This is a genomic window from Falsiroseomonas stagni DSM 19981, assembly GCF_900114315.1.
GTDB lineage: Bacteria > Pseudomonadota > Alphaproteobacteria > Acetobacterales > Acetobacteraceae > Falsiroseomonas > Falsiroseomonas stagni.
Window position 1 is genome coordinate 1,339,046 of sequence record NZ_FOSQ01000001.1, and the last position, 11,644, is coordinate 1,350,689.

The window sequence follows — 11,644 nt, forward strand, 5'->3', positions numbered from 1 at the left end:
CGGGATTACGCGGGGGGATGCCCAGCACCGCCCTCATCCTCGCCGCCGGCCTCGGGACGCGCATGCGGTCCCGCCTTCCGAAGGCCCTGCACCCCATTGCGGGGCGACCCATGGTCCAGCACCTGCTGGCCGCCGCGACGCAGGTCTTCGACCGCGCGGTGGTCGTGGTCGGGCCGGACATGCCGGGGCTGGAGAAGGCCGTCGCGCCCCATGCGACGGTGGTGCAGGCGGAACGCCTCGGCACCGGCCACGCGGCCCTGCAAGGGGCGGGGCTGCTGGAGGGATCGGGCGGCGATGTCGCGGTGCTCTACGCCGACAACCCGCTGATCACGGTCGATACGCTGAAGCGCCTGGTGGCGGCGCGGGCGCAGGCCGGGCTGGCGCTGGTGGCGATGCGCCCGGCCAACCCCGGCCAGTATGGCCGCGTCATCACCAATGCCGCCGGCGATGTGGAACGCATCGTCGAATGGGCGGATGCGACGGAGGCGGAGCGCGAAGTCGGCCTCTGCAATGCCGGCGTCGTCTGCGCGCCCGCCGCCGAGCTGTTCGCCCTGCTGCGGCAGGTGCGGAACGACAACGCCAAGGGCGAATACTACCTGACCGACATCGTGGCGCTGGCCGTCGCGGGGGGCAAGCGCGTGGTCGCCGTGGAATCGCCGGAAGCGGAGCTGCGCGGCATCAACAGCCGGGCGGAGCTGGCGGGGGCGGAGGCGGAGGCGCAGCAGGCGATGCGGGCCGCCGCGATGGCCGGCGGTGCCACGCTGATCCAGCCCGAGAGCGTGGTGCTGTCCTGGGACACGCGGATCGGGCAGGACGTGACCATCGGCCCGAATGTCGTCTTCGGCCCCGGCGTGACGGTGGAGGATGGCGTGGAGATCCGCGCCTTCAGCCACCTGGAGGGCTGCGTGGTGAAGACGGGCGCCATCATCGGCCCCTTCGCGCGGCTCCGCCCCGGCACGGTGGTGGAGCAGGACGCCCATGTCGGCAATTTCGTGGAGCTGAAGGCCGCGGTGCTGGGCCGCGGTGCCAAGGCCAACCACCTCAGCTATCTCGGCGATGCGACGATCGGCGCGGGGGCGAATATCGGCGCCGGCACCATCACCTGCAATTACGATGGCGTGAACAAGCACCGCACCGTGATCGGGGAGGGTGCCTTCATCGGATCCGACACCGCGCTGGTCGCGCCCGTCACCATCGGGGACCGCGCCCTGGTTGCCGCCGGCAGCGTGGTGGTCGAGGATGTGCCCGCCGATGCCATGGCGCTGGCGCGGGGCCGCCAGGTCAACAAGCCGGGGCGCGGCTTCAAGGGCAAGCCCGCACGCTGAAATGCCGCGCGGCCGCGCCTATCTGACGCGCTTGGGGAAGGGACGAAGGAACACACCATGCTCGACGTCACAGCCAGCCTGCCGCTGAAGGACCCCGACCTGTTCCGCCAGGCCAACCTGATCGGCGGGCAGTGGGTGCAGGCCGATAGCGGCAAGACCATCGCCGTCCGCAACCCCGCGACCGGGGAGGTGGTGGGCCATGTCCCCGCCATGGGCGCCGCCGAGACCCGCCGCGCCATCGATGCCGCCGCCGCCGCCTTCGGCGCCTGGCGCGCCATGCTGGCGAAGGAGCGTTCCGCGATCCTCCGCCGGCTGAACGACCTGATGCTCGCCAATGCCGATGACCTCGCCGCGATCATGACGGCGGAGCAGGGCAAGCCGCTGGCGGAAGCGAAGGGGGAGGTCGCCTATGCGGCGTCCTTCATCGAATGGTTCGCGGAGGAAGCGAAGCGGATCTATGGCGACACCATCCCGCAGAACGCCAAGGGCCGCCGCGTCCTGGTGTTCAAGGAACCGATCGGCGTCTTCGCCGCCATCACGCCCTGGAATTTTCCTGCGGCGATGATCACCCGCAAAGCCGGCCCCGGCTGGGCGGCGGGCTGCACCGGCGTGATCCGGCCGGCGTCGCAGACGCCGTTCTCGGCGCTGGCACTCGGCGTGCTGGCGGAACGCGCGGGCATGCCGGCGGGCGTCTGCAACGTCATCACCGGGCCTTCGGGGGAGACGGGGGGCGAGCTGACCTCCAACCCGATCATCCGCAAGCTGTCCTTTACCGGGTCGACGGAAGTCGGGCGCAAGCTGCTGGCGCAATGCGCGCCGACCATCAAGAAGACCTCGATGGAGTTGGGCGGCAACGCGCCCTTCATCGTTTTCGACGATGCGGACCTCGATGCCGCGGTGCAGGGCGCCATGGCGTCGAAGTACCGCAACACCGGCCAGACCTGCGTCTGCGCCAACCGCATCCTGGTGCAGGACGGCGTCTATGACGCCTTCGCCGCCAAGCTGAAGGCGGCGGTGGAAGCGCTCAAGGTCGGCAACGGCATGGAGCCGGGCGTCACGCAGGGGCCGCTGATCAACGCCGATGCGGTGGCGAAGGTGGAGGAGCACATCGCCGACGCCACCGCGAAGGGCGCCACCATCGTCACCGGCGGCAAGCGCCACGCCCGCGGCGGCAATTTCTTCGAGCCCACCATCCTCGCCAATGTCTCCCCCGACGCCATCGTGTTCCGGGAGGAGACCTTCGGCCCCGTGGCACCCCTGTTCCGCTTCAGGACGGAGGAGGAGGCGGTGGCCCTGGCGAATGACAGCGAATTCGGCCTGGCCGCCTATTTCTACGCCCGCGACATCGGCCGCATCTTCCGCGTGGCGGAGGCGCTGGAGGCCGGGATCATCGGCGCCAATGAGGGCATCATCTCCACGGAAGTCGCCCCCTTCGGCGGCGTGAAGCAGAGCGGCCTCGGGCGCGAGGGCAGCAAATACGGGATCGAGGACTACCTCGAGATCAAGTACCTCGCCCTTGGCGGCATCGGGACCTGAACGAACCATGAGCTACGATTTCGACCTCTTCGTCATCGGCGGCGGCTCCGCCGGCGTGCGCTGCGCGCGCATCTCGGCGGGCCATGGCGCGCGGGTCGGGATCGCGGAGGAACGTTTCTGGGGCGGCACCTGCGTCAATGTCGGCTGCGTGCCGAAGAAGATCATGGTGAACGCCGCGGAATACGGCATGTGGGCGGAGGATGCGGCCGCCTTCGGCTGGTCCATCACCACCGAAGCCCATGACTGGGCGAAGCTGGCGCAGGCGCGGGATGCGGAAGTCGCGCGCCTGTCCAGCATCTACGACAAGCTGCTGCAGGGCGCCGGCGCCACCATCTTCAACGCCCGCGCGACCCTGGTCGATGCCCATACCATCCAGGTGGGCGACCAGCGCGTGACGGCGGAGCGGATCGTCATCGCGACGGGCGGCCAGGCGCGGCGCATGGACATCCCCGGCGCCGAACTCGGCCTGATCTCCGACGATCTCTTCACCCTGCCCGCGCTGCCGAAGCGCGTCGTCGTCGTGGGGGGCGGGTACATCGCCCTTGAATTCGCCTGCATCCTGAAGGGGTTGGGGGCGGAGGTCGATGTGATGTATCGCGCGGCGCTGCCGCTGCGCGGCTTCGACGACGACATCCGCCAGGCGATGGTGGAGGCGCTGACCGCGCAGGGCATCCGGCTCAACGCCAACACCGCGCCGACCTCCATCGCGAAGGTGGGGGACCAGATCATCGTCACCGCCGCCGACAACATGATGCGGGAGGTCGATGCGGTGTTCTTCTGCACCGGCCGCACCCCCTACACCGCGAAGCTCGGGCTGGAAGCGGCGGGCGTGGCCACCGGCAAGGATGGCGCCATCATCGTCGATGACGACCACCGCACCAGCCAGCCCCACATCTTCGCCATCGGCGACGTGATCGACCGCGTGAACCTGACGCCCATGGCAACCGCGGTGGGCCACGCTCTGGCCGACACGCTGTTCGGCAACCGCCCGCGCCGCGCCTCCTACCGCAACGTGCCGACGGCGGTCTTCACCTCCCCCCCCATCGGCACGGTCGGGCTTTCCGAGGCCGAGGCCGCGGCAGAGGGTCCGGTCGATGTCTACGTCACCCGCTTCACCCCCATGCGGCACACGATCAGCCGCCGCCAGGGCCGCCGGACCCTCATGAAACTCATCGTCTGCCAGCAGACGGACAAGGTCCTGGGCGCTCACATGATCGGGGAGGACGCGGCGGAAATCATGCAAGGCATTGGAATCGCAGTGGTCATGGGCGCAACCAAGGCCGATTTCGACCGCACCATCGGCATCCATCCGACCGCGGCGGAGGAGTTCGTGACGCTCCGCACCCGCACCCGCGAAGCCGGGGTCAAGGCCGCGGCCGAGTAGTCAGGTTTTGCGAAACCGGGGGCTGCCGCTACAGTCCCCGGCTCGGAGTGGAGCCCAGGAACGGGCTCGAGGTGGAGCCCAGAACCATGAGTGCGCGCGCGTGGACCCCGGATAGCTGGCGGGCAATGCCCATCCGGCAGGTGCCGGATTATCCCGACCAGGCCAGGCTGAAGGCCATGGAGGACAAGGTCCGCCGATTTCCCCCCCTCGTTTTTGCAGGTGAGGCTGATCGGCTGAAGGCCCAGCTGGCGCGTGCGGGCGATGGCAATGCGTTCATCCTCCAGGGCGGGGATTGCGCGGAAAGCTTCGCGGAATTCCATGCCAACAACATCCGCGACACCTTCCGGGTGCTGCTGCAGATGGCGGTGGTGCTGACCTTCGGCGCAGCCCTGCCGGTGGTGAAGCTCGGCCGCATGGCCGGGCAGTTCGCCAAGCCGCGCAGCAGCGATACGGAAACGATCGACGGCGTCACGCTGCCCTCCTATCGCGGGGACATCGTCAACGGCCCGGATTTCACCGCGGAAGCCCGCGTGCCCGATCCGGGCCGCATGGAATTCGCCTATCTCCAATCGGCGGCGACGCTGAACCTGCTGCGCGCCTTCGCGACGGGCGGCTATGCGGACCTGCACCAGGTCCATCGCTGGAACCTGGATTTCGCGGCGCGCAGCCCGCTGGCCGACCGCTATGCGGGCCTCGCGCACCGGATCGATGAGACGCTGCGCTTCATGGGCGCCTGCGGGATGTCCGACCTGCCCCAGGTGCGGGAGACGGAGTTTTATACGTCCCACGAGGCACTCCTTCTTCCGTTTGAGGAGTCGCTCACCCGCCAGCCCAGCACCCATCCGGGCCGGCATTTCGCCTGCTCCGCCCACTTCCTCTGGATCGGCGACCGCACGCGGCAGCCCGATGGCGCGCATGTCGAATTCATGCGCGGCATCGCCAACCCGATCGGCATGAAGGTCGGGCCGAGCATGGAGGCCGATGAGCTGGTGAAGCTCACGGAAATCCTGAACCCGGCGAATGAGAAGGGGCGCCTCACCCTCATCTCCCGCATGGGGGCGGAGAAGGTGGAAGCGAAGCTGCCCGGCCTGCTGCGGGCGGTGAAGCGCGCCGGCCGGAACGTGGTGTGGCTGTGCGATCCCATGCATGGCAACGGCGTGAAGGCCGGCGCCTACAAGACCCGCAGCTTCGACGCCATCCTCGGCGAGGTGCGCGGCTTCTTCGACTGCCACGCGGCGGAGGGCACGGTGCCCGGCGGCGTGCATGTGGAGATGACGGGGCAGAACGTCACGGAATGCCTCGGCGGCGCGCATCGCCTGACGGAGGCCGATCTGGCGGCCAACTACGCCACCTTCTGCGACCCCCGCCTGAATGCGGAGCAGTCGCTGGAACTGGCCTTCCTGATCTCCGAGGAGCTGAAGGCCCGCCGCCCCGGCGCCGCCACCCTGCCGGCCAAGGCCGCGCAGTGACGGAGCAGGCGCCGGGTCCGTCACCAGGGGCGGATGCCGTCCGCGCCTGGACGGACACCTACTTCAACCGCACCAAGGCGGTGGTCTCCCGCTTCGGCGATTGCCGCGTGACCTATGCGGTGTTCCTGCGGCGGCCGGTGATCTCCGCGCCGCGCCTGGCAACGACCTGGCTGGACGCGGTGGCCGCCGCGCGCGGGACGAAGTTCGACATCGAGCTGATGCACCGGGAGGGCGACTGGGTCGGCGCGGGCGACCCGATCTTCTACCTCTCCGGCTCCTTCGTGCAGTTGGCGGACCTCGAGACGCTGCTGCTGCAGAAGCTGGGTGCGGCCTGCGTCGCCGCGCACAACGCCTACCAGATGTGCCTGGAACTGCCGGGCGTCCCCTTCCTCGCCATGGATGCGCGGCACTGCGCGGGGGCGGAGATGCAGGACATGATGGCCTATGCCGCCGCCATCGGCAGCGAGGCCGCGAAGCGCGAAGGGGCGCGCGGCTTCATCGGCAACGCCAATGACGCGACGGCGCATTGGTTCGGCGCGCCGCGCGGGCTGGGCACCATGCCCCATGCCCTGATCGGCTATGCCGGCACCACCGTCCGCGCCGCCGAGATGTTTCATGAGACGTTTCCCGATAGCGACCTGACGGTGCTGGTCGATTATTTCGGGCGGGAGATCACGGACGCGCTCGCGGTCTGCGCGCGCTTCCCGGACCTGGCCGCGGCGGGTCGGCTGGCCGTGCGGCTCGATACCCATGGCGGGCGGTTCCTGGAGGGGCTGGACCCCGGCTCCTCCTACGCCGTGCTCGAACGCCACGCGCCCCAGGCCGTGCGGCGCTATCGCAGCGAGACGGAGTTGCGGCACCTGGTCGGTACCGGCGTTTCCGCCGCGGCCGTGTGGCGGATGCGGGAGGCGCTGGACGAGGCGGGTTATCCGAAGGTGCGGATCGTCGTCTCCTCCGGTTTCGGCGTCGGCAAGTGCCGGGTGGTGGCGGAGGCGAGGGCGCCGATCGACGTGGTCGGCACCGGGAGCTTCATTCCGGAGGCCTGGAGCGAGACCTACGCGACGGCGGATATCGTGGAATATGACGGCGCGCCGAGGGTTAAGGTGGGGCGTGAGTTCCTGCTGCGGCGGAACGGGGCGCGGAAGCGGAACGGGGAGGGGCATGGCTGACCGCAGGGGGGCGCTGCCCCCCTGACCCCCCGCCAGGGTCCAACCGGACCCTGGACCGGGAGATTTTGACGATGGTCCAGGGGGCTCTGCCCCCTGGCGGATGGGGTCTGGGGAAGGCAGCGCCTTCCCCAGCAACTACCTCAGGGTAACGCCCCCCTGCCCCCTGGCCTTCGCCTCCTCCATCAACCGCCTTTCCTGCTGCGCCCCTTCCGCATCCGTGAAGAAGGTGAAGATCGCGAAGCGCCGCCCCTCCGTCACCGGCAGCGCCTCATGCAGCAGGTCGCAGCAGAAGATCACCGCGCCGCCGGCTTCCGGTTCGTATTCCTCCGTCCCGAACTCCCCGAAGCGCAACGTGCCGCCTTCATAGGCGCCGGTGTTGAGGTTAAGGCTCATCGCGAAGCGGCGATGGGCGGTGAAGGGGGTGCGGTTGTCGCGATGCGCGCCGAAGGCGCCGGCATTGGCACTGTCGTAGCAGCCGATGCGCGGCACTTCGAAGCTTGCGGCGCGGAAGCGGTAGGCGCGCCACATCTCCGGTACCACGCGGCGTTCGATCCGGCGCTGGAAGCCTTCGTAGAGTGTCTTGTCGTCCAGGAAGACATCGGCGCGGCGCTTGATGTTCGCGACCTTGCCCGCGCCCGCGCCCCCGGCGGAGGACGCGACGCGGTCGCTGGCCTTCTCCCCCTTCTCCCAATGGGCGAGCAGGGCGGCGATGAAGTCGGGCTCCAGGATGCCCGGGATGATCAGCGCCGGCGCGCCGCCGCGCCTTACCGGGGCGGGCGGGGCAGGGGGCGGGAGGAGGGCGAGCGCGGTGGCGAGGGCGCCGTCCCCCTGCCCGGCATAGGCCAGCCGCCCGCGCGGCGTGACCAGCGCGACCCCGCCCTCCGCCAGGCCAAGGCCCAGGAACAGCTTGCGGTCCGCATCGAAGACCCGCGCCGGGCCGGGCGCGGGCGGTTTCGCCGGTGGCGATTGCGGCAGCACCACGATCGGCACCGCGCCGGCCTGGCCGATGGCGGGGTCTGCGGCCAGGCGTTCCGCCGCCGCGCCCAGCAGCAGGATGCGGTAGCGGTCCGCGATGGTCTGCTGCGCCAGGTCGAAGGGCTGGCCCGCCGAATCCGGCAAGGCGAGGGAAGGCAGCAGGTCACCCGCCTGGAACGGCGTGGGGCGGAGGGGGGATGGGGCGCTCATGGCTGCCATTCTCGCATCCCGATGGGCAGGGCGTGAACACCCGCCTAGTGTCACCGCCATGGAAGCATCCTCCCCAGAGGCCCGGCGGGAACGCCGGATCGGCTACGCCTGTGCCTTCGCGGTGCTGTTCCTCTGGGTGGGCTTCCTGCTGACGGCGCGGCTATCGGCCCGGCAGGCGCTGACACCCTGGGACACGGCCGCGCTGCGCCATGCCGGCGCCTTCCTCGCGGCGGTTCCGCTGGTGGCGGTGCTGGGCTGGCCGAGGCTGGGGGGCGCGCGGCTGCTCGTCGTGCTCGGCACGGCGGCTTTCGGCTTTCCCCTGGCGGCCTATGTCGCGCTCGGCTTCGCCCCGGTCGCGCATGCGGGGGTGTTCATGACGGGCATGCTGCCCTTCTTCACCGCCGCCCTCGGCTTCTGGCTGCTGGGGGAGGCCTGGACCAGGCGGCGCTTCGCCTCCCTCGGCATCGTGGCGGCGGGAATCCTGCTGCTGGCCATCGGCACCTTCGGGGACCAGCCCGGCACCTGGCGGGGGGATCTGCTGTTCCTCTGCGGCAGCCTGTCCTGGGCCATCTACACCACGGCCATCCGGCGCTGGCGGATCTCGGCCGTGGAGGGGACGATGGCCGTCGCGCTCTGGGCGGGGCCGGTCTATCTGCCCATCTGGTGGCTGGCGCTGCCGTCCAGCCTGCATGCCGCGCCCTGGGGCGTCATCGGCTTCCAGATGCTGTTCCAGGGCGTCTTCGCCGTGCTGGTGGCGGGGTTCCTCTTCACCCGCGCCGTCACCGCCATCGGCCCGGGGCGGACCACGACCATCACCTCCCTGGTCCCGGGCATGGCGGCGCTGGCGGCCTGGCCGCTGCTGGGGGAACCGTTGAACGCCGCGGCGCTCAGCGGCGTGGCGCTGGTGACGGCGGGGATGGTGATCGGCGTGCTGCAACCGACCCCCGTGGCCCGCGCGCGTTGACCCCACCCGGCCCCAACCCTAGCTTCCGGTCATGACCGACCGCCTCCGCATCGCCCTTGCCCAGATCAACCCGCATGAGGGGGCGCTCGACCGGAACGCGGATCGCATCCGCGCCGCGCGGGCGGAAGCCGCCGCGCAGGGGGCGGACCTGCTGGTCACGCCCGAATTCTCCATCGCCGGCTACCCGCCGGAGGACCTGGTCCTCAAGCCCGCCTTCGTCGAGGCCTGCATGGCGCGGATCGAGGCGCTGGCCGCGGAGACCGCGGATGGCGGCCCGGGCATCGTGGTCGGCGGCCCCTGGCGGGACGGGGACCGGCTGCACAACGCGCTCTTCGTCCTGGAAGGCGGCCGCATCCTGGCCCGCCGCGCCAAGCATGAATTGCCGAATTACGGCGTCTTCGACGACAAGCGCGTCTTCATCGCCGGCCCGGCGCCGGGCCCCGTGGCGTTCCGCGGCGTGCGGCTCGGCCTGATGATCTGCGAGGATTGGTGGTTCCCCGCGGTCAGCGAGACGCTGATGGAAAGCGGGGCGGAGATGCTGATCAGCATCAACGGATCGCCCTTCGAGGCCGAGAAGCAGGATACGCGCGTGCAACTCGCCGTCTCCCGGGTCGTGGAGACCGGCCTGCCCTTCGTCTTCCTGAACCAGATCTGCGGGCAGGATGAGCTGGTGTTCGAAGGCGCGTCCTTCGTGCTGAACGCCGATCGCAGCCTGGCCGTGCAGATGCCCATGTTCGCCGAACAGGTGCTGGTCACGGAATGGAATCGCGGGCCGAAGGGCTGGGCCTGCACGCCCCACGCCGTGGCGCCCGCCATGCCGCGGATGGAACAGATCTACCGCGCCATGATGCTCGGCCTCAGGGACTATGTGGACAAGAACCGCTTCCCCGGCGTGGTGCTGGGCCTGTCGGGGGGCATCGACAGCGCGCTGTCCGCCGCCGTCGCCGCCGATGCGCTGGGCCCGGACCGGGTGAGGGCGGTGATGATGCCATCCCCCTACACCTCCACCGAAAGCCTGGAGGATGCGGCGGATTGCGCGCGGCTGCTCGGCATCCGCTACGAATCGGTCCCCATCGGCCCGGCGATGGAAGCCTTCACGGGGATGCTGGCGCCGGCCTTCGGCAACCGCCCGCCCGACATCACGGAGGAAAACCTCCAATCGCGCATCCGTGGCGTGACCCTGATGGCGATGTCCAACAAGTTCGGGGACATGCTGCTGACCACGGGCAACAAGAGCGAGATGAGCACGGGCTACGCGACCCTCTATGGCGACATGTGCGGCGGCTATTCCGTGCTGAAGGACGTCTGGAAGATGACGGTCTTCGCGCTCTGCCGCTGGCGGAACGAGAATTTCCCCGAAGGCTCGCAGGGTCCGCGCGGCCCGGTGATGCCGGAACGCGTCATCACCAAGCCGCCCTCGGCGGAGCTCAAGCCCGACCAGAAGGATCAGGACACGCTGCCGCCCTATGAGATCCTGGACGCCATCCTGGAAGGGCTGGTGGAGCGCGAACTCAGCGTCGATGCGCTGGTCGCCGCGGGGCATGACCGCGCCACGGTGCTGCGCGTTTGGCGGATGCTCGACCGCGCCGAATACAAGCGCCGCCAGGCGCCGCCCGGGGTGAAGATCACGCCCCGCGCCTTCGGCCGGGACCGGCGCTACCCCCTCACCAACGGCTTCTCGGCGCTGATCGCATGAGCGAGTCCGACGAAGACCCCATTTTCGGGGAAGCCGGCTTCGGCACCGTCTCGGGCCTGGCCGTCAGGATCATGGATCTGTCCGGCGCGAACGGGTCCGACCCCGTGGAGGTCGTGCGCGGCTTCGACACCATCGCCCACGCCAATGCCTTCGCGCGCCGCTATGTCCGGGATTCGGTCGATCGCTGCCGCACCCGGGGCATGGATGCCGCCGCCGTGCTGGAAGCCTGGTTCGCCTGGGGCGAGGATGCTGAAGTGGCGGGCGCCGGCGACGATGCCTGGAAGAGTGCCACCGAAATCCATGATTTCGCCGCCCGCCGCGCCGCGGATGCCGAGGACCGCAACTGGCGGATCCTCGACCCGAGGCGGGATGGCGACGACGAGGATGAGGAAGAGGAGGAGGAGGGCTAGGCCCTCACTTCCATCCGCCCTGCCAGGGGATGCCATAGAACGGCTCCGGCGGCGCATAGGCAACCGGCGGCGGCGCGTAGTAGACCCGCGGCGGCGGCGCGTAATACACGGGCGGCGGCGGCGCGTAGTACACCGGCGGCGGCGCGTAATAGACCCGCGGCGGGGGCGCGTAATAGACGCGCGGCGGCGGGGCCAGCGCCGCGCCCAGCGCGACCCCGGCGCCCAGCCCGACGATCGCGCCCAGCGCCACGCCGCCCCCGTTGTAGCCGTGATGGTGCCCGTAGGACCGGCCGCGCCAATCCGCTTGCGCGGGGGCAGGGGCCGCCGCGAGGGCCGCCACCGCCACCATCCCAACCGCCAGCATCCGCTTCATTGCCGCTCTCCGCCCGCCTTCAGGCCGCCCATTCTGGCGTCAAATGCGCCCAAATGATGGAGAAGACGGGCCGATGCCGCGGAGTTGCGCGCCACGCCTTGCCTTCCGCGCCGCCATGGCGTTCCTGTGCCCC

Annotated in this window: 10 protein-coding genes; 8 read left to right on the top strand and 2 right to left on the bottom strand. The window is 70.2% G+C overall.

Annotated features, from left to right (window positions below; translation table 11 throughout):
* The first annotated feature begins 17 nt into the window (after nt 1-17).
* The 5 genes from glmU to BM041_RS06315 all read left to right on the top strand — a co-directional run bounded on the left by glmU (nt 18) and on the right by BM041_RS06315 (nt 6,883).
* Entirely contained in the window at nt 18-1,325 is a 1,308-nt protein-coding gene (glmU, locus tag BM041_RS06295; protein WP_092956961.1) for a bifunctional UDP-N-acetylglucosamine diphosphorylase/glucosamine-1-phosphate N-acetyltransferase GlmU, read from the top strand.
* 57 nt (nt 1,326-1,382) lie between these two features.
* On the top strand, nt 1,383-2,861 hold the full coding sequence (gene gabD, locus BM041_RS06300; protein ID WP_092956964.1) for an NADP-dependent succinate-semialdehyde dehydrogenase: 1,479 nt from the start codon (nt 1,383-1,385) through the stop codon (nt 2,859-2,861).
* Between the two features lie 7 nt (nt 2,862-2,868).
* The gene (gene gorA / locus BM041_RS06305) at nt 2,869-4,245 is read left to right on the top strand and encodes a glutathione-disulfide reductase (protein ID WP_092956967.1); all 1,377 of its coding nucleotides are present in this window, start codon (nt 2,869-2,871) and stop codon (nt 4,243-4,245) included.
* A gap of 86 nt (nt 4,246-4,331) precedes the next feature.
* A complete protein-coding gene (locus BM041_RS06310) occupies nt 4,332-5,714 on the top strand; it encodes a class II 3-deoxy-7-phosphoheptulonate synthase (RefSeq protein WP_092956970.1) in 1,383 nt (460 codons plus the stop codon).
* Nucleotides 5,711-6,883, top strand: coding sequence for a beta/alpha barrel domain-containing protein (locus BM041_RS06315; protein WP_092956973.1), 1,173 nt, complete (start codon nt 5,711-5,713; stop codon nt 6,881-6,883). Before BM041_RS06310 ends, BM041_RS06315 begins: the two co-directional genes overlap by 4 nt.
* Before the next feature lie 135 nt (nt 6,884-7,018).
* Here the strand turns inward: BM041_RS06315 and BM041_RS06320 are convergent, their stop codons facing one another.
* Nucleotides 7,019-8,068, bottom strand: a complete 1,050-nt coding sequence (locus BM041_RS06320; RefSeq protein ID WP_139225972.1) for a 2OG-Fe(II) oxygenase family protein — start codon at nt 8,066-8,068, stop codon at nt 7,019-7,021.
* Nucleotides 8,069-8,126: 58 nt separating this feature from the next.
* Here BM041_RS06320 and BM041_RS06325 point away from each other — a divergent pair, with 58 nt between their 5' ends.
* The 3 genes from BM041_RS06325 to BM041_RS06335 are packed head-to-tail and all read left to right on the top strand — an operon-like array spanning nt 8,127 to nt 11,138.
* The gene (locus tag BM041_RS06325) at nt 8,127-9,032 is read left to right on the top strand and encodes a DMT family transporter (protein WP_092956978.1); all 906 of its coding nucleotides are present in this window, start codon (nt 8,127-8,129) and stop codon (nt 9,030-9,032) included.
* 31 nt (nt 9,033-9,063) lie between these two features.
* Entirely contained in the window at nt 9,064-10,728 is a 1,665-nt protein-coding gene (locus BM041_RS06330) for an NAD+ synthase (RefSeq protein ID WP_092956981.1), read from the top strand.
* A complete protein-coding gene (locus BM041_RS06335) occupies nt 10,725-11,138 on the top strand; it encodes a hypothetical protein (RefSeq protein WP_175533769.1) in 414 nt (137 codons plus the stop codon). The genes BM041_RS06330 and BM041_RS06335 overlap by 4 nt, the downstream gene beginning before the upstream one ends.
* Before the next feature lie 4 nt (nt 11,139-11,142).
* Here the strand turns inward: BM041_RS06335 and BM041_RS06340 are convergent, their stop codons facing one another.
* Nucleotides 11,143-11,511, bottom strand: coding sequence for a hypothetical protein (locus BM041_RS06340; RefSeq protein ID WP_217648647.1), 369 nt, complete (start codon nt 11,509-11,511; stop codon nt 11,143-11,145).
* Between the last annotated feature and the right edge of the window lie 133 nt (nt 11,512-11,644).